The sequence below is a fragment of the Sphaerobacter sp. genome, assembly GCF_019683595.1.
Taxonomy (GTDB): Bacteria; Chloroflexota; Chloroflexia; order Thermomicrobiales; family Thermomicrobiaceae; genus Sphaerobacter.
Window position 1 is genome coordinate 17,617 of the sequence record NZ_JADGHZ010000020.1, and the last position, 18,565, is coordinate 36,181.

The 18,565-nt window shown below is 68.9% G+C and carries 15 protein-coding genes; 12 read left to right on the forward strand and 3 right to left on the reverse strand.

The window, feature by feature from the left end; genetic code table 11:
- Positions 1-7 precede the first annotated feature (7 nt).
- The 3 genes from IRZ30_RS03955 to IRZ30_RS03965 all read left to right on the forward strand — a co-directional run bounded on the left by IRZ30_RS03955 (position 8) and on the right by IRZ30_RS03965 (position 2,871).
- Positions 8-511, forward strand: coding sequence for a molybdenum cofactor biosynthesis protein B (locus IRZ30_RS03955; RefSeq protein ID WP_294083161.1), 504 nt, complete (start codon positions 8-10; stop codon positions 509-511).
- A gap of 115 nt (positions 512-626) precedes the next feature.
- The gene (gene hisS / locus IRZ30_RS03960) at positions 627-1,994 is read left to right on the forward strand and encodes a histidine--tRNA ligase (RefSeq protein ID WP_294083162.1); all 1,368 of its coding nucleotides are present in this window, start codon (positions 627-629) and stop codon (positions 1,992-1,994) included.
- Positions 1,972-2,871 (forward strand): TIM barrel protein, encoded by a 900-nt coding sequence (locus IRZ30_RS03965; RefSeq protein WP_294083165.1) that lies wholly within the window; start codon positions 1,972-1,974, stop codon positions 2,869-2,871. Before hisS ends, IRZ30_RS03965 begins: the two co-directional genes overlap by 23 nt.
- A 34-nt stretch (positions 2,872-2,905) precedes the next feature.
- Here IRZ30_RS03965 and IRZ30_RS03970 read toward each other — a convergent pair whose 3' ends face one another.
- Positions 2,906-4,225 carry a glycosyltransferase family 4 protein gene (locus tag IRZ30_RS03970; RefSeq protein ID WP_366945317.1) on the reverse strand — a complete coding sequence of 440 codons (1,320 nt, stop codon included), beginning with the start codon at positions 4,223-4,225 and terminating at the stop codon, positions 2,906-2,908.
- Between the two features lie 189 nt (positions 4,226-4,414).
- On the opposite strand from IRZ30_RS03970, the gene IRZ30_RS03975 reads away from it, so the two are divergent.
- From IRZ30_RS03975 to IRZ30_RS03995, 5 genes are all read left to right on the forward strand, one after another.
- The gene (locus IRZ30_RS03975) at positions 4,415-5,110 is read left to right on the forward strand and encodes a PIG-L deacetylase family protein (protein ID WP_294083169.1); all 696 of its coding nucleotides are present in this window, start codon (positions 4,415-4,417) and stop codon (positions 5,108-5,110) included.
- 165 nt (positions 5,111-5,275) lie between these two features.
- Complete coding sequence (gene moaA / locus IRZ30_RS03980; RefSeq protein WP_294083172.1) at positions 5,276-6,325, forward strand: GTP 3',8-cyclase MoaA; 1,050 nt, start codon at positions 5,276-5,278, stop codon at positions 6,323-6,325.
- A 123-nt stretch (positions 6,326-6,448) separates the two neighbouring features.
- Positions 6,449-7,639: a Xaa-Pro peptidase family protein gene (locus IRZ30_RS03985; RefSeq protein ID WP_294083174.1), complete on the forward strand. Its 1,191-nt coding sequence runs from the start codon at positions 6,449-6,451 to the stop codon at positions 7,637-7,639.
- Positions 7,640-7,665: 26 nt separating this feature from the next.
- Positions 7,666-8,823: a M20 family metallopeptidase gene (locus IRZ30_RS03990; RefSeq protein ID WP_294083175.1), complete on the forward strand. Its 1,158-nt coding sequence runs from the start codon at positions 7,666-7,668 to the stop codon at positions 8,821-8,823.
- Positions 8,820-10,295, forward strand: a complete 1,476-nt coding sequence (locus tag IRZ30_RS03995) for an O-antigen ligase family protein (RefSeq protein ID WP_294083178.1) — start codon at positions 8,820-8,822, stop codon at positions 10,293-10,295. Before IRZ30_RS03990 ends, IRZ30_RS03995 begins: the two co-directional genes overlap by 4 nt.
- 31 nt (positions 10,296-10,326) lie before the next feature.
- On the opposite strand, the gene IRZ30_RS04000 is transcribed toward IRZ30_RS03995, so the two are convergent.
- Complete coding sequence (locus tag IRZ30_RS04000; RefSeq protein WP_294083180.1) at positions 10,327-12,765, reverse strand: tetratricopeptide repeat protein; 2,439 nt, start codon at positions 12,763-12,765, stop codon at positions 10,327-10,329.
- A 240-nt stretch (positions 12,766-13,005) separates the two neighbouring features.
- On the opposite strand from IRZ30_RS04000, the gene IRZ30_RS04005 reads away from it, so the two are divergent.
- From IRZ30_RS04005 to IRZ30_RS04020, 4 genes are all read left to right on the forward strand, one after another.
- A complete protein-coding gene (locus IRZ30_RS04005) occupies positions 13,006-15,402 on the forward strand; it encodes an MBG domain-containing protein (protein ID WP_294083181.1) in 2,397 nt (798 codons plus the stop codon).
- A gap of 124 nt (positions 15,403-15,526) precedes the next feature.
- A complete protein-coding gene (locus IRZ30_RS04010) occupies positions 15,527-15,880 on the forward strand; it encodes a phage holin family protein (RefSeq protein ID WP_294083182.1) in 354 nt (117 codons plus the stop codon).
- Between the two features lie 12 nt (positions 15,881-15,892).
- On the forward strand, positions 15,893-16,795 hold the full coding sequence (locus tag IRZ30_RS04015) for a dihydrodipicolinate synthase family protein (protein WP_294083184.1): 903 nt from the start codon (positions 15,893-15,895) through the stop codon (positions 16,793-16,795).
- On the forward strand, positions 16,782-17,324 hold the full coding sequence (locus IRZ30_RS04020; protein WP_294083185.1) for a metallophosphoesterase: 543 nt from the start codon (positions 16,782-16,784) through the stop codon (positions 17,322-17,324). Before IRZ30_RS04015 ends, IRZ30_RS04020 begins: the two co-directional genes overlap by 14 nt.
- Positions 17,325-17,436: 112 nt before the next feature.
- On the opposite strand, the gene cbiR is transcribed toward IRZ30_RS04020, so the two are convergent.
- Entirely contained in the window at positions 17,437-18,303 is an 867-nt protein-coding gene (gene cbiR, locus IRZ30_RS04025; RefSeq protein ID WP_294083187.1) for a cobamide remodeling phosphodiesterase CbiR, read from the reverse strand.
- Positions 18,304-18,565: the final 262 nt, after the last annotated feature.

Genomic DNA, 18,565 nt, shown 5'->3' on the forward strand with positions numbered 1-18,565 from the left:
CTGGACCATGAGCGCATCGACCCAGGAACATCGGGCGCAGGCGCCGGAATCCGTCACCTGCGCGGTGATCACCGTCAGTGATACCCGGACGCCCGAGACGGACCGCAGCGGCGCGCTGATCCGTGAGCGGCTGACCGAAGCCGGCCACCGTGTGGTTGCCTACCGGATCGTGCCCGACGAACCGGATCAGGTAGGCGCCCTGATCGACGAACTGGCCGGAACCTGCGATGCCATCATCCTCAACGGCGGCACCGGCATCGCGCGGCGGGATTCGACCTACGACGCGGTCGCGGTGCGCCTGGAGAAGCGGCTGGACGGCTTCGGCGAGCTATTCCGTATGCTGAGCTACGCGGAGATCGGCGCGGCGGCGATGCTTTCCCGCGCCGTGGCCGGTGTCTACCGCGACACGCTCCTCTTCCTCACCCCCGGCTCCAGCAACGCCGTGGCCCTGGCCATGGACAAACTCATCATCCCCGAGATCGCCCACATGGTGTATGAGATCCGGAAGTAGGTGCGCCGCGCGATATCAAAGCGGCGTCTCCGGCCGCCGCACTCCAAAGCCGGGCGGGCGCCTTTGGTATGATCCTCGCGGCGTGATGATGGGGTTGCGCGGAAGGATGGAGACCATGGCGCAGAGTGGGGGGCGGCCCGTGCGGCCACCGCAAGTCCTCAAGGGGATGCGAGACATCCTGCCCCAGCAGATGCTGCTGCGCCAGCATGTGATCAGCACCTTCCGGCGCGTCTTCGAGCGGTATGGGTTCGAGCCGATCGAGACGCCCGTGCTGGAGTACCTCGACGTCCTGACCGGGAAGTACGGTGAGGACGAAAAGCTGATCTACCACTTCACCGACCGCGGCGGGCGCGAGGTCGGGATGCGCTACGACCTGACCGTCCCGCTGGCGCGCTTCGTCGCCACCCACCGCCATGAACTCTCATTCCCTTTCAAGCGCTACCACATCGAACCGGTCTTCCGCGCCGATCGCCCGCAGCGTGGACGCTACCGGCAGTTCTGGCAGTGCGACGCCGACATCGTCGGGACAGCGTCGATGCTGGCCGATGCCGAGGTCATCATGGTCTGGATCGACGCACTGTCGGCGATCCACATGCCGAACTTCGTGATCCACATCAACCACCGCAAGCTACTCCAGAGCATGGCTCAATTCGCCGGGGTGCCCGACGCGCAGGCGGTGACGATCCACCGGGCCATCGACAAGCTTGCCAAGATCGGCCGGGATGGCGTGCGGGAGGAGATGCTCCAGAACGGCATCTCTCCGGAGGCGGCGGACCGGGTGCTCGACCTGGTCGAGTTGGAGGGCGAGCCGGGGGTGGTCCTGGCCGAGCTGCGGACCCGCCTGGCGGGGAATCAGCTCGCTGAGGAGGGCATCGCCGATCTCGAGGAGTTGTTCCGCTACCTCGGTGAGTTGAACGCCGACCCCAAGCACTATTGCCTGGATTTGGCGCTCGCGCGCGGGCTGGACTACTACACGGGGCCGGTGTTCGAGGCGATGGTGTCGGAGCCAAACATCGGCTCGCTCGGCGGTGCCGGGCGCTACGACCACCTGATCGGGATGTTCTTGGGCGAGGACATCCCGGCGACCGGCGCCTCGCTCGGCCTGGAGCGCATCATCGACGTCATTCAGGTGTTGAACCTGCTGCCGCAGCCGCAGACGGTGACGGACGTGCTGGTCACGATCTTCGGCGACGAGGGGCTGGGTGCCTCGCTGGGGTTCGTCAGCCAGCTCCGCGCCGCCGGCATCAACGCCGAGGTCTACCTGGGCGAGCGGCGCGACCTGCGCCGGCAGATGCAGTACGCCGACCGCAAGGGGATCCCGCTCGCGGCGTTCCTCGGCCCGGAGGAGATCGCGGCGGGAATGGTTAACGTGCGGGTCATGGCGACGGGCGAGCAGTTCACGGTTCCTGTCGGGGAGGCGGTCGACGCGATCAACCGCCTGCACGTGCGGGAGCGCGACAGTGACGGTGCTGCTCGGCAATAGCGGCGCGCCCCGCTGGTACCAGGGCGGACCCGAGCGCCTGACGGCCTATTTGGAGCGGCTGCGCACTTGGGGTGCGACCGCCACGGAAGTGGTCCTGCACCACGGCCCGGCGGACGAGCGCACCGCGCGTGTTCACCTCCTGGACCCGGATTGGGGACGGGTCCTCCGGTGCTACCGGGATGCCGGGATTGCCGTGCAGGTGCACGTTTCCCTCGATCCACGGTTTGCAACGCAACGGTGGCTGGATGAGCCGGAGGATCTGGCGCGCGAGTACGAGCCGATCCTGGGGGTGGTGCGCGACCTCGCTGCCGAGCAGGGCCGCGCGGTGCTGGTACTGCACGGGGCGAATGACCCCGCTCGCGGCTACGAGGAGAACCGGCGGGCCACTATCGGGTTGCTGGGGTGGCTGGCGGAGGCGGCCGAGCGGATGCCGGGCGAGGTGCTGGTCGGCCTGGAGCTGGGCGCAGTGAAGCCGGACCGGCCGGCGGCGACCGCGCGCTCGCGGGCTGACGTGCTGGCGCTGGTGCAGGCGGTTGATTCGCCCCGCGTCGGAATCTGCTGGGACCTCGCGCACGACTGCGAGAACGCCGCGCACGAGCCGGGGTGGGAGCCGGTGCCGGGTTCCGAGTTCCTGGACCGTGTGGTGCATGTCCACGTCCACGATCTGGGCGATGACGGCGCCTCTCACTACCCGCCGGTGCTGGGGCGCGTGCCCATCGCCGAACAGCTCGGGGCGCTGGCTGCCCGCGGCCCACTGCCATCGATCATCATGGAAGTGCGCTGGCGCTGCGCCGCGCGGCTGGGTGAACCATGGGAACTGCTCGGTGAGAGCTACCGGCGCGTCGGTGCGACCGTCGCGGAGTTGACTCAGCGCTAGGCGGGCGGCGTGTGGCCCGGTTCCCTGCCCGTTGTCAACGGGTGCGGGCGGGGGTTTCCTCGTCGATCCGTGCCGCGTCCGGAACGCGGCCGTTGGCGCTGAGCGTCGCGTGCCCGTGGGGCGCGAGTGCGGGACCCTTTCCGAGGATCTTGCCGTACACGGTGAGCAGTTCGTGAACACGGGCGCGCCAGGAGAGGTGGGCGATCGCGCGCTCGCGCAGGCGGACGCCGCGCGCCACCGCCTGCTCCGGCCGCTCCAGCAGCCAGAGGATCCGATCTGCGAAGGCGGCCGCGTCGCCGAGGGGCGCGTAGACGCCCAGGTCGCCCAGGATCTCCCGGTTGGCGGGCGCGTCGAAGGCGACGACCGGCAGGCCCATGGCCATGTAGTTGTAGAGCTTGCCGTTCCCTTCGGTGAGCGACATCTTCGGCGCGACGGCCACCTCGCCGAGCGCCAGGTAGCGGTGGGCGTCGGCATAGGGAATGCGGCCGGGGAAGCTCATGTGACGCCCGAGCCCGAGGCTCTCCGCCTTCAGACGATAGCGCTCGTTGCCCGGAAAACCCATCACCAGGAAGAACGCGTTCGGCTCGTGCGTTAGCACCCGTTGGGCGGCTTCCAGGAGGAGGTCGGCGCCCTGGTAGGGGGCGAGCAGGCCGAGGTAGACGATCACACGGGCCGATTCCGGGATGCCGAAGAGCTGGCGGAGTTCCGCGCGCTCCGCGTCGGTGACGGCCGCCGGGGAGAAGCGGTCGGTGTCCACCGCGTCGAGCACCGTCGTCACGCGCTCGGGCGGGTAGCCGCGCTGGAGGAGGCGCGAGCGCGCGTTGTCGGTGCTGGCGATGATGTGGTCAGGGAGGCGGTCGATCAGGTGCTCCAACCGGCGGACAGCGGCCTGGACGCGCCCGTTGCGGCGCAGGAAGCCGTGGTCAAGCATCTCCTCGGTGAGACTGCCCTGGTAGTCGAAGACCAGAGGGCGACGGATCAGCCGGGCGAGCACGCCGCCGATGAGCGCTCCCTCGTGCAGGTGGGCGTGGATCAGGTCGGGCCGGATGCGCAGGGCCGTGCGCAGCACCTCCAGCGAGAGGACCGCGTCGAGGTAGAGCTTGTGGCGCGAGGAACCGACGACGATCCGCTTCCGCCAGGGGACGTCGAGCGAGCGGCGGATGTCGAGCCCGGGCACGTCGTTGCCGTTGTGGTAGGTACAGATGGTGACCCGATGGCCCAGCTCCAGGAGCGCACGCGTCTCCTCGTAGATGCGAACGTGGCAGCCGTAGTCGGCGAAGAAGGACGTAGGGGCGATCATCAGCACCCGGAGCGGACGAGGCAGTGGGCCCGGGTTTGGTGACACGTGCGACATCCCTCCCTTCCCTGTATGCCATTGTACGCGTCGAGGGTTCTCGGCGTCGTGGGCTCTCCCCCAAGAACGAACGCGGGGAGGCGCGGATGGTCGCATTGGCGGATGGCTTGACGGGAGTGGCGCGGAGGCGGATAGTCACGCGCAGCAGGCTGCAAGCCGAATGACGAAAGGGTGTGTGGGGGTTCACGTATGACTGCGGAAGAGCACCGGCGAGTCATGGTCGTTGTCGCCCATCCGGACGACATGGAGTTCAGCTCGGCAGGTACCGTCGCCAAGTTCGTCCGTGAGGGGCGCGAGGTGGTCTTGGTCCAGTGCACCTCGGGCGACAAGGGCACCGCTCGCCGGGACATCACCTCTGCCGAGCTGGCTGCGCTGCGGGAAGAAGAGGAGCGCGAGGCGTGCCGGCGCCTGGGCGTTCAGCACATTGAGTTCCTGCGCCTGGGCGATGGGGAGCTGATGCCCGACCTCGCGTTCCGTGAGAAGATCGTGCGCCAGATCCGGAAGTATCGGCCGGACATCGTCATCACTCACGATCCGTTCCGGCCCTATGCGCTCCACCCGGACCACCGGGCGGTCGGGATCACGACCGTCGACTCGGTCTATCCCACGGCACGCGATCCGCTCTACTTCCCCGAGCATCTGGCTGAGGGCCTTGAACCGCACAAGGTCGCGGAACTCTGGCTGTTCGGCGCGGAGTACCCGGACACCTACATCGACATCAGCGACACGTTCCAGGACAAGATCCACGCGCTCCGGGCCCATGTCAGCCAGGTCGGGGAGGCGAAGGATCTGGAGGAACGCGTGCGGCAGCGCGCCGCCGAGGTCGGGGAGCCGCAGGGCATCGCGCTGGCCGAGGCGTTCAAGGTCATTAAGATGCGCCGGTAGGCGACGACGCGGCGGGGCCGAGATCCGAAACCAATTCGTTGCGAATATGTGCCGGCGCTGTTATCGTAGAATGCAGCGAGACAACCGCGTCAGGGCAGGCGACCGGCCGCCGTCTCCGGCGGCCGCGGGTGGGTCACCCGCCCGCGTCGTGCGGAAGGAATAGTGATGGCCGTACCACTTACCGTTACCCCGCCGGTCACCGACGAGCGGGCGATCCCGCGATACGGGGAGCGCCTGACCCGCGATGCATACGGTCGGCCGATGACCTACCTGCGGATCTCCCTGACTGACCGCTGCAACCTGCGCTGCGTCTACTGCATGCCCGCCATCGGGGCCAAGTTCGCCCCACGCGAGGAACTGCTGACGGACGAGGAGATCGTGACGGTCGTCCGCGCCGCGGCGAAGATCGGCTTCTCCAAGATCCGACTGACCGGCGGTGAGCCGACGGTCCGCCCGCATGTGGTCGACATCGTCCGTGAGATCGCGAACACGCCGGGCATCGACGATGTGTCGATGACGACGAACGGGCTGCTCCTCGCGCGGCTGGCAGAGGATCTGAAGGCCGCCGGGCTCCGGCGCGTCAACGTCAGCATCGACACGCTCAAGCCCGACCGCTTCACCCGCATCACGCGCGGCGGAAAGATCGAGAAGGTGTGGGCGGGCATCGAAGCGGCCGAGGCGGCCGGGCTGACCCCGATCAAGTTGAACGCCGTCGTCGTGCGTGGGCAGAACGACGACGAGGTGGCTGATCTGGCCGCGCTCACGCTCGACCGCCCCTGGCAGATGCGCTTCATCGAAGTGATGCCGCTCGAAGGCGTGGCGGACGTGCACGACTCCGGGCTGGTGACGACCGCCGAAACCATGGACCTGATCGAGCAGGTGCACGGCCCGCTGGAGGGGCTGGAAGCGCCGCCCGGCGATCCGGCCCGGATCTACCGCATCAAGGGGGCGAAGGGCACCATCGGGTTCATCAGTCCGGTGAGCCAGCCGTTCTGCGCGTTCTGCAACCGCATCCGCCTGACGGCGGACGGCAAGCTGCGCCTCTGCCTGCTGCGGAACGACGAGGTGGACGTGCGCGACATCCTGCGCAGCGGCGGCACCGAGGAGGATCTGATCGAGCAGATCCGCTTCGGCGTCTGGCGCAAGCCGTGGGGCCACGGCCTGGCAGAGGGCGACCGCAACACCGGACGGGGCATGAGCCAGATCGGCGGCTAGCGGTGTGATGCGTCAGGCGTCACCCGACATCCGTCACGCCTGTTCCGTGTTTCGTGCCGCGTGTTCCGTGGGGCGTGATGCGTGACGGTTGACGCCTGACGCGTGACGGACGACGGAGGACGCATGAGCGCGAATCTGGTGCGGGAGAAGCTGGCGCAGGCGACGGAGATCCTCAACGAGCTCGACATCGACCTCTGGCTCGTCGTGGCGCGGGAGAGCGACACCCTGGGGGATCCGAGCCTGCCGCTGGTGGTCGGGACCAGCGTCACCTGGGAGTCGGCCTTCCTGATCTCCCGCACCGGACGGCACCGCGCCATCGTCGGCACGGGAGATGTGGAAAACATCAAGCAAACCGGTGCCTGGGACGACGTCGTCGGCTACGTCGAGGGGATCAGCGAGCCGCTGCGGAAGGCCGTCGCCGAGTACGATCCTCGGCAGATCGCGCTGAACTTCTCCAAGGACAACAACATCGCCGACGGGTTGACCTACGGGATGTACCTGGTGCTCCAGGACATCCTGGGCGATACACCGTACTGGAGCCGCGTGGTGTCGGGTGAGCCGGTCGCCTCGCGTGTGCGCAGCCGCAAGTCGCCGGAGGAACAGCGGCGCATCCGCGCCGCGGTGGCGACCACGGTCGAGATCTGGGAGGAACTGCGGCAGTGGCTGCGGCCGGGGCTGACCGAGCGGGAGATCGCTGCCTTCATGCACGAGCGGGTGGCGGCACGCGGGCTCACCACGGCCTGGGATCCGCACTACTGCCCGAGCGTCACCGCGGGCCCCGCATCGCCGGTCGGTCACGTGGGGCCGACGGACATCGTGGTCGAGCCGGGGCACCTGCTCTCCCTCGACTTCGGCGTCCGCCAGGAGGAGTACACCTCGGACCTGCAACGCACCTTCTACTTCCTGCGACCGGGTGAGACGGCGGCGCCACCCGAGGTGGAGCGTGCGTTCGGTATCATCTCGGGGGCCATCCAGGCCGCGGCGGCCGTGCTGAAGCCGGGCGTGCAGGGCTGGGAAGTGGATCAGGTCGCGCGCGACATCTTCGCCCGCGAGGGCGTGGCTCCGTGGGAGTTCGGCCTGGGGCACCAGGTGGGTCGTGCCGTCCACGACGGGGGCTGCCTGCTCGGGCCGCGGTGGGAGCGCTACGGCCAGCGGCCTTACGATCGCGTCGAAAAGGATCAGGTCTACACGCTCGAGATCGGCATGAGCGTGCCGGGGTACGGTCGCGTCAACCTGGAGGAGGACGTGGTCGTCACCGCGGACGGCTGCGAGTTCTTGACGCCGCCGCAGCGGGAGCCGATCTTGATCGGGTAGCAGCAGGCCGGCAGGGGAGGGGTGTGATGACGACGCTGGGGGAGATCCGAGAACGGGCGGCGGCCTACCAGCCCGACTACGAGCGCGACCTGGAGCGCATCGTCAACATCGACAGCGGCACCTTCGACAAGGCGGGGGTCGACCGGGCAGGCGGCTTCTTCCGCGACCTCCTCGCCGGGATCGGTTGCGAGATCACCGTCCATCCGAACAGCGACCTGGGCGACAACTTCACCGCGACCCTGCGCGGGTCAGGCTCCCGGCGGCTGATGCTGCTCGGCCACTTCGACACCGTCTACCCCGCGGGGACCGTTGCCGAGCGGCCGTTCACCGTGCGTGACGGGCGCGGCTACGGTCCGGCGACGATGGACATGAAGGGCGGCCTGATCCTCGGTTACTACGCCCTGCGCATCCTGCGCGACCTCGGCTTCGACGACTTCGCCGAGATCACCTTCGTCGCCAACTCGGACGAAGAGATCGGCTCGCCGACCTCGCGGGCGCTGATCGAGTCGGAAGCCCGGCGCATGGATGCGGTCTTCGTGCTCGAGCCGGGCCGGGCGACCGGCGGGGTGCTGGCGACCCGCAAGGGCGTCGGCATGTACGAGCTGGTCGTGCGGGGGCGCGCGGCTCACGCCGGGGCCGCGCCGCATGAGGGGCGGAGCGCGAACCTGGAACTCGCGCACAAGATCATCGCGCTCCATGAGCTGAACAACCCGGATACCGGGACGACGGTCTCCGCCAACGTGATGCGCGGCGGATCCCGGCGCAATGTGATCTCGGACCACGCGTCGGTCGAGGTCGACGTCCGCGTGCCGACGCGGGCCGAGGCCGAGCGCGTGCATGCGGCCATCACCGAGATTGCCGCGCGACAGTGGGTGCCGGACACCGAGACGGTCCTCACCGGCGGGCTGAACCGGCCGCCGATGGAGAAGGTCCCCGGGACCGACGCGCTGCTGAACCTGGCGCGGGAGATCGTCGAAGGGCTGGGGCTCCCGTACCAGGAGTTGACGAGTGGTGGCGGGAGCGATGGGAACTTCACGGCCGCGATCGGCGTGCCGACGCTCGACTCGCTCGGGCCGGTGGGACAGAACGCCCACAGCGTCGATGAGTGGGTGGACTTGACGACGGTGCCCGAGCGCTTGACGCTCGTCACCGCGCTCCTGATGCGGGCTCCGAAGCGGCCATGACGGCGACCCTTCCCGGGCGCGACCGGCGCGCCTTCCTGCCGGCCTTCCCCCATGTGCGCGGGACACTGCCACGCCCGCTGGCGATAACGCTCGTCGTCACCGCGGCGGTGCTCCTCGCTGCGGCGGTCGGCTGGTTGTCGGTGGTGCAGGGGCCGATCCCGGCTGCCGCGGTGGTGGCCGGGCTGGTCGCGGCCGTGGTGGTGCTGAGCGACCCGCGCGCCGGGGTGTGGGCGGTGGTCGGGGTGATGACCCTGCTGCCCTTCGCGGTGATCCCGGTGCGGGTCGGGCTCACGCTGACGCTGTTCGAGGCGGCAGCGCTGGGGACGCTCGGGGTGTGGGCGCTGCGGGTCATGCTCCGGCGGGACGAACGGATCGTCTCGAACACCCCGGCCGCGCTCATCGTGTTCCTTCTCGCCTTCACGCTGTTTGCGTTCCTGCTCGGGGTGCACAACGCCTACACCTCGCAGACCTACCACGACTACGGCAAGTTCGTGCTGGCGGTCCTGCTCGTCTTCGTCGTGTGGAACACGACGCGCACGCTGGACGACGCGCGGCGGCTGACGGCCGTGCTGCTGCTGGGAACCGGAGCGGCGGCGGCGCTCGGCCTGGTGCTGTACGCCGGCGGGCCGGGGCTCACGTTGCGGGTGCTCTCTCGCCTCATTCCCTACGGCTACCCGTCGACCCGCATCGTGCGCTACGTCGAGGACGACCCGGCCAGGCCGATGCGCCTGATCTCGACCTCGGTCGACCCTAACTCGTTTGGTGGACTGCTGGCCGTGGTCTTCGTCCTTGCCTGCGCGGCGGCGATCGCGCGGCAGCGGCTGTTGCCTCGTGGGTTGACGGGACCGGTGATCCTGCTGACGGGGATGGCGATGTTGCTGACCCAGTCACGCGGTGCCTGGGTGGGCGCGGCGGCGGGCCTGGCGGTGCTGACGGTCCTGCGCTACCGCTGGCTGATCGCGCCCGGCGGCTTGCTGGCCGCGGCGGTGCTCGGCCTGGGGCTGGGCAGCAGCTTCATCCACCGGCTCTACCTGGGCCTGACGCTCCAGGATCCGGCGACCAAGCTGCGGCTCGCCGAATACCGCAACGCCCTGGCGATTATTCGCGAGCACCCCTTCTTCGGCGTCGGCTTCGGCGAGGCGCCGTCGATCACGCTGCAGACGGGCGTGTCGAGCATCTACCTGACGATTGCCGAGCGGACCGGGCTGCTCGGGCTCGCCGTGTTCCTGTTCGCGGTCGGCGCGGTGGCGCTGTCGGGCTTCCGCTACTGGCGGGAGCAGCGCGAAACGCCGGCCGGTGACCTCGCGCTCGGCTTGCTCGCCGCGCTGGCGACGGCGCTGACGGTCGGGGTCTTCGACCACTACTTCTTCAACATCACCTTCCCACACATGGTCGCGCTGTTCTGGATGGTCTGCGGGCTGATCCTGGCCCTGGCGTATCCGTCACACCTGCGCCGTTTGGTTGGATCGTAGCCGCCAGGAGTACCGAGGGCCGGGCGGCGGCTCACTCGCCCAGGGGATGATCGATGATCTCTTCCAGGGGCTGCGCCGCGCCCGCGGCAAGGACTGCCTTGAATGTCGCTTCTCCTAGCGCCGCGCGGGCGGTGGTGGCGGCGCGCATCAGTTCGGCCCGATCGATTTGGAGCGGCGTGCGGCCGACCGCCGCCCTGAGTGCACCAGTGGCGCCGAGCAGCCGTGCCGCCTGTTCCGGGTCGCGTCCCCGCGCCAGGACCACCGCGATCCCCTCCAGACAGTCGGCGATGCCCGGGCGCGAACCGTTCTGATGGTAAATCTCCAGGCTCGCCTGGTAGTCGCTCAGCGCACGGTCGATGTCGCCCAGGCGGTTGGCCAGGTACCCGTGTTGCGCGAGCGCCAGCGCGACGCCGCGCCGGTTGCGGTGGGCGCGCGCCAGGCTCAGGCTCTCCTCGAAGCATGCCCTGGCCGCCTCGGTCGCCCCGAGTTCCAGGTGCGCGTGCCCAAGCTGGCAGAGAACGATGTGCAGGTTCAACTGGTCGTCCTCGGCGCGGACGAGGCGACATGCCTCTTCGAAGGCGTCGCGGGCTGCCGCGTAGTCGGACTCGGCCAGGGCGACATCGCCTAGCCCGGCATGCGCCATCGCGATACCCCATGGGTGAGCGTTGGCCCGGCTGATTTCCAGGCTCTCCTGGTAGTCCTGGCGAGCCGCGGCGAGGCGACCCTGACGCACGGCGATGTGACCGAGTTGGGTGAGCGTCCCGGCGACGCGGTGCGGATTCCCCAGTGACCGCGCCAGGGGAAGGCACTGGGTGAGCAAGCCTTCGGCAGTGTCCAGGTCGCCGAGGCGCATGGAGACGGTGGCGGCCCCGATGAGCGCGTCGCAGTACGTGCTCATGCCCTCCGGTGTATCGAGTGCCGGAGGCCCGGCGGCCAGGACTGCCTCGAACCAGCGGCGTCCCTCCCGGGCGAGGCCGCGCGCCACCCAGAACCGCCACAGCGCCCCGGTGAGCCGCAGGCCGACCTCGGTCTCTCCCCCGTTGATCGCCCAGCGCAGCGCCGCGCGGAGGTTGTCGTGCTCCAGCTCGAGCCGGGTCAGCCAGGTTGTCTGGCCGGCCCCGGTCAGGGCGGGCGCCGCCGCCTCGGCCAGCGTCAGGAAATAGCGGGCGTGGCGCTCCCGGACCGCGTCGTAGGCGCCACTCTCTCGGAGTCGCGCCAGCGCGTACGCGCGCACGGTCTCAAGCAGATAGAACCGGAGACCGCCGCCTGGCTCATCCGAGCGCTCCACGAGGCTGCTCAGGTGGAGGGCTTCCAGCACCATCAACGTATCCGTGGGCGTTCCGTCCTCCAAGCAGACGGCCTGGACCGCCTCCGGCGTGAAGCCGCACGCGAAGACGCCGAGCGCCGCCAGCAACGCGCGCTCCTCCGGGGTGAGCAGCGCGTAGCTCCAGTCGAAGGTCTGCCGCAGCGTCTGCTGCCGTGCCGGTAGATCGCGCGGTGCGGTGCCCAGAGTGGCGCGCCGCTCGGAGAGCCGCTCCAGCAGTGCCTCCGGTGGGAAGAGGCGGATGCGTGCTGCTGCCAGCTCAATGGCCAGCGGCAACCCGTCGAGCCGGTGGCAGATGGCGGCGACCGCCTCCCGGTTGGCCGGGGTCAGGGTGAAATCCGGCCGCACCGCGCGGGCCGCCTGGAGGAAGAGCTGCACCGCCTCGCTTTGTTCGGCGCGGTGGGGGTCCGATGGGAGCGGCAGCGGAGGGACGCGGAACTCCTGCTCACCGTAGAGGCGCAGCGGGATGCGGCTGGTGGCCAGCACCCGCAGGCCCGGCGCTGCGGCCAGCAATGAACTGACGATCGTCGATGCCTCGATCACATGCTCGAAATTGTCGACGACCAGGAGGAGGGTGCGATCGCCGATGGCACGCGCGATCCGCTCCTCGGGCGAGGCACCGACGGCCTGCTGCGCATCCAGTGCCCGCTCGATCGTGCCGGGGACCAGGCGCGGGTCGTCGAGCGGGGAGAGGTCCACGAAGATCCTCCCGCCGGGGAAGGCGTCCTTGCTCTCGGCGGCGACCTGGAGCGCGAGCCGGGTCTTGCCGGTGCCGCCCACGCCGGTGAGCGTCACCAGGCGGCTCGTGGTCAGGAGTTGACGAATCCGGGCCACCTCGCGGCGGCGGCCCACCAGCGGCGTCACCGGGGCGGGCAGGTTGTCGTGCGGCGGTGGATCGGCCATGGCACGGCGCCGGTGCGGGACAGCCGCGATGAAGGCGTGCCGTTCCTCCTCGGAGAGCGCCAGGGCGTCCGCGAGAGCGCGCACGGTGTGGGGATAGGGATACCGGCGTTCACCTCGCTCGAGGGCGGCGATGCCATTGGCTGACAACCCGGCGCGCTCTGCCAGCTCTTCGCGCGTCAAGCTTGCCGCTTCTCGGTGGTGTCGGAGCAGGTCGCCGAACGGCGGCCGGTCGTCGGTGCCCATCCGGTGAGGCGCCCTCTCTCCCGGCGGAAGTGTGAGCCTGGTGTGGGCCCGGTGTGAGGGTGCTGAGTATAGTCCCCGACCGCAACACGCGTCAATCTCTTCAAGAAGCGGACCTGTCTCCGCATCGACGTCTGTGTGCGTTGTCCACGCCATGAGGCCCGAGGGACAGGGTGATCCTCGGGGGATGAGCCGTGGCGAAGTCGACCACGCGCTGCGCGCCGAAGAAGAGGAGGGGAAGACATGAGGCGTTTAGCGATACTGATGCGGTGGATGCTGGCGCTCCTCGTCGCAGGCGCCGCCTTCCCCTGGCTGACTGCTGGAGGCGGCATTGCGGCGGCGGAGCCGCAGCCGATTATCATCGACGATTTTTCGACTCCCCAGGCCGAAATCGCGATCTTTCAACCGGGTACGCGGAGCGCTTCGGCCGTCACGAGCGCGGGCATCCTCGGCGGGGCGCGCGTCATCAGCGCGGAGCACACGGGCACAACGACGGCGAACTCGTTCTTCTGGGTCGGTGTCAAAGACGGTTACTACTACAGTTCGCGCCAGATAAACGGCCAAGGCAACGGTGCGATCTGGTGGCACGGGAACACGAACACCGAGACGCTCAATCCGACCGGGCTCGGCGGTGTCGATCTGACCGGCGGGGGCTACTGGAACGGGTTCGCGATCGTAGCCGGTCGCAACGGGATGCAGAATAACGTCGTGGTAACCGTCTACACTGACGGAACCCACTACTCGACCACCTCGTTCATGCCTCCCTTCACGCCGGTCAACTCCGAGCCGCACGACACGGTTCGACTTCCCTTCGCTGGGTTCACAGCCGCAGGCCCGGACGGCGGTGCGGACTTCAGCAATGTCGGAGCGATCACCATCACCTTCTCCGAAGGCAGCGGTTATGGGCCGTACGTCTCGTTGTTCGAGACCGACCGCATGAACGTTCCGCCGGACGTGAATGCGGGTGGGCCGTACAGCGGGTCCGTGCGTCAGCCGGTCTCGATCGCCGGCCAGGTGGACGATCGCGATGACGACACGATCACAACTACCTGGGACTGGGAGGCGGTCGGTGGCACGAGCGGCACGTGTACCGTTGCGAACGCCAGCGCGCTCACGACGACCGTCACCTGCACCAAGGTCGGGACCTACCGTCTCACGCTCACCGCCTCCGACGGCGTCAACTTACCCGTGACCGCGGAGGCATCGCTCACGATCAATCAGGGATCGCCCACGATTACCTGGGACCCGCCGACGTGGATCACGTACAGTCCGCTCAGCGCGACCGTACTTGGCGCCACGGCATCCGTCGCTGGAAGCTTCAGCTACCAATTCAAGGGGGTGACGGTCGATGGGCGCTCGGTCAGCGGAACGGCCCAGATCGGCACTGTGCTCGATGCGGGCACCTACACGCTGACGGCGACGTTTACACCGGATGACACGACAAATTACACCTCGGTCGAGCAGTCGCGGCCTCTCCAGGTACTCCGGGCGACACTATCCGTGCAGGTGAACAACGCGAGCCGCGAGTACTACCACCCCAACCCGACGTTTTCGGGGACGCTGACCGGCGTCGTTCCCGGCGATGCCATCACGGCTGACTACACCACCACCGCCACATTGACGAGCCCGATCGGCCAATATCCGATCACCCCGACGCTGTCAGATCCGGATGACCGGCTCATCAACTACAACGTAACGGTAAGCAACGGAAGGCTCACCATCACCGCTGCTCAGACCTCGATCACGGTTGAAGACAGCGTCATGACGTCGACCGCGACCAGCGTCGAGCTGCGCGCGACCGTTACTTCCGATGTGCCGGTGCTGGCTGGTCAGGTGACGTTCAGCCTGACCGACGGTGCCGGGAACGAGATCGGCACGCCGTCCACGGTGCAGCTTTCCGGAGAGCAGGCCGTCATCACCTTCCCTACCGGTGGGCCGCTGTCGACCGGCACGTACACGATTCACGGTATCTACGATGATCCGGCCCGCAATTACGCCGGTAGCGAGGGACAGGCTACGCTGATGGTCAGCGCGGCCGGCCCGGCGACGGTAACCCTCATGCCCGGCAACACCGTCGCGACCGTCGGGGATCGAGTCACCGAGACGGTTGAGGTATTGGACGCCGGTGGCCATCCCGTTGCCGATGGGTCGGTCGTGACCCTCAAAGTGAGCGGCGTGAACGCAACGTCCCTGACCGCCACCACCGTCAACGGCCGGGCCACGTTCGAGTTGGAGGCCGTCTTCCCCGGTGTGGACACCGTTACTGCGGAGGCGGGTGGGGTAACCGCGAGTGCCACCGTCACCTGGCGGGAGCCGCCATCGGCGGGTGCTGCGCTCATCCTCGTCGTCAACCCGCCGCGGCCCTTCGCGCTGGTGACGGCCATCAGCTTCTGGGGCCACCCCAGCGGGACCGTTCACTACCAGGCCCCGGATCTGAAGCTGCAGAGCAGCAAGATTACGAGCGTGGTGGCGACGAAGGGCTCCGCGACGATCTTCGGCACCGCGACCGTCGCCGGCCAGCCGGTCGTCTTCCGGGTCGATGTGACCGGTGGATTACGCGACGGCACCGTCCGCTTGCGCGTCAGTAACGGTTTCGACTCCGGCGTCGTCCCGGTCAGGCTCACGCTCCAGCTTGCCTGAACCGCTAACCTCCCCGCTGCGTCCCGGGTGTCACGTGCGCCCGGGACGCGCGTTCCCCTCATCGTGCGTCGCGTTGACGGAGCTTCCCGCCGTGTGCTAACGTGCCGCTCCGGAGGGAACCGGCGTGACACGACTGATTGCGCACCTGATCGCGAACGGCCTGGCGGTGGTGCTGCTCGCCCGGTTGATCCCGGAGCATGTCGGCTACACCGACACCGCGGCCGTGGTGATCTTCGCCATTGTCTTGGCGCTGCTGAATGCAGTGCTGCGCCCCATTCTGCAACTGGTGGCGCTGCCGATCACCTGCCTGACCCTGGGGATCTTCGCGCTGGTGGTCAACGCGGTGGTCTTTTATCTCGCCGGCGCGCTCATCGACGGCATCCAAATCACCTTCATCGGCGCGCTGGTCGGCAGCATCGCCGAGAGCGTCCTGAGCGGTATCCTGTGGCGGCTGTTTAAGACGAACGACAAGTGGTGAGGAGCGGCTGGCATGGCTCGACCGTACCCCGTGGGCGTCTTCGCGCCCGTAGCCACGACGTTCACCCCTGATGGGGCGTTGGACCTGGACCGGTTCCGCGCCAACATGGAGTGGTATGCGACGTCGTCCCTCGACGGCATCGTGATCATGGGCTCCAACGGCGAGTACGTGAGCCTGTCGCCGGATGAGAAGCTGGCGCTGATCGAGGCGGGCGTCAAGGCGGTCGCCGGGCGCAAGCCGATCGTCGCCGGAACGGGGGTCGAGTCCACCCGCGGCACGATCGAGTTGACGAAGGCCGCGGCCGAACTAGGCGCGAACTACGCGCTGGTGGTGACGCCGCACTACTACAAGCCACGCTACGACCGCGCCGCTTACGTGCGGCATTTCCATGCTGTCGCCGATGCGTCGCCCATCCCGGTGATCGTCTACGTGATGGCGGCCTACACCGGGGTTGACCTGCCGGTGGACACCGTGGTCGAGATCGCCCAGCACCCGAACATCGTGGGGATCAAGGACAGCGGCGGGAACGCGCCGAAGGTCGCCGAGATGGTGGCGCGCACCCCGGAAGACTTCGGTGTGCTGGCGGGGTCGGCCAACTTCCTCTACCCCGCCCTCTGCCTGGGGGCGACGGGCGGCATCCTGGCACTGGCCAACGTGGCGCCGGACGCGTGTCAGGAGATCGTCCAGGCGTTCCGTGCCGGGGACCATGTGCGGGCGCAGGCGGTCCAGTTCCGCCTGCTCGCGCCGAACGCGGCGGTGACCACCCGCTTCGGGATCGCGGGCCTGAAGGCGGCGATGGACATGATCGGGCTGTACGGCGGCGATCCACGGCCGCCGCTCCTGCCCTTGAACCACGCGGAGCGGGCGGAGGTTCGGCGCATCATGGAGGAAGCCGGCATCCTTGCCCGCGCCTGAGCCGTTCCCGGGAATCGAGACCTTCCCGACGCCGATCACGGTCGGGGTGGTGGCGGACACGCATCTCTCGGCGCGGGCCGCGGCCCGCGCCGGGCTCCCCGCGCCGTTGGTGGAGGGGCTGCGTGGGGTCGATCTGATCCTCCACGCCGGGGACGTGACGAGCCTGGAGGCGCTGGCGCTCTTCGAGGCGCTCGCCCCGGTGCGAGCGGTGTATGGGAACAATGAGGACGCGGCACTCCACGTGCGCCTGCCGCGCATCCGCTACTTCCGCTTCGGCCGCTTCACCGCCGGGCTGATGCACGGGCACGACGTCGAGCGGATGACCGCTCGGCAGGCGGCGGAGCACACGCTGTCCGGCCGGGTTGACGTGGCCATCTTCGGCCACAGCCACCGCCCGGTCTGCGAGTGGCGCGAGGGCACGCTCTTCTTCAACCCCGGCTCCCCCACCCAGAAGCGCTGGGAACCCCGCTACTCCTACGGCATCATCCGCTTCACGGACACCATCGAGCCGGAGCTGCGGTTTTTTTGAGCCGTGATGCGTCATACGTCATACGTCACGCGTCATGCGTCATTCTCCCCTCTCCCCTCGTGGGAGCGGGGCCGGGGGTGAGGGGGACGGATGACGTATGACGCATGACGCATCACGCTTCCAGCGCCTGATTGATCGTCGCGACCGAGTGGACAAGATCGGCGCGGGAGAGGTTCTCCAGGATCACCGGGCCGGTGAAGCCGCGGACGGTGAGGTGGTCCAGCAGGCGGGGGACATCGACGAGCTCGCCGGGGCCGCCCAGTGCGCGGTGGTCGATCCGACGGCGCAGGTTGACGCCGAGGGCCTGCTCGCGGACACCGTGGAGGTGGAGTTGGCGGATGCGGGGCAGCCAGGCGTCGAGGAATGCGATGGGGTCCTCGTCGCGCACCAGCAGGTGGGACACGTCGCAGCACACGCCGAGGTCGTACCGTTCGACCAGCGGTGCCTGCCAGGCAAAGGGGAACCCGTCCATCGTCTCGACGGCGAGCGGCGTACCAGGCACCGTGCGCGTCAGGTCGGCGAAGGACCGGTCGATCGCGGCCAGCATCAGCCGGGTGAACAGGCTCTGCTCCGGGTCCGCGACGCCGGGGGCGACCTCGTTGCCGAACGGGCCGGTGGCGTGGAGGACGAAGCTGGTGACGTCGAGCGGGGAGCAGGCCTGGATGGCGCGGACGACGGCCTCGACGCTCGCCCGGCGGGTCAACTCGTTGGCGGCGCTGATGTCAACCCAGACGTAGGGGAGGTGCGCCGTGAGCGTCAGCCCGATGCGCTGCTGGAGGCGACCGATGTCGGCCAAGAGCCCGTCGTCGACCACGTCGGGGAAGAGGAAGAGCCCGTCGAGGTACAGCTCGACCGCGTCGAGGCCGAAGTCCGTTGCCAGCTCCTCGACCGCCTCGAGCACGCGCCGCCGGGGATCGGCCGGTCGTCGGGCGAACTCTTCGGCCAGGATCGCTTGGATGCTGGCGCCGAAGACGACCACGGGGCTGCTCCTCTCACTCCTGCCACGGAACCCCCTGCAACCGGGCTACGAACGTTGACGATTTGGCCTGGTAAACCTGCCAGCCGTCCGCGACTCCCCGCGTGTCATCCTGAGCGGAGCCGGTGGCGGCGGCCAGCCGTCCCCGGCGCAGCGAAGGATCTCCCGCAGGAGTGACCGCTAGAGCGCGAGATCCTTCGCTCCGCCGCCCGGCGCTCCCGCCGCCGGCGGCGCCGGCGAGGATGGCGGGGACCGGGCGAAGGGG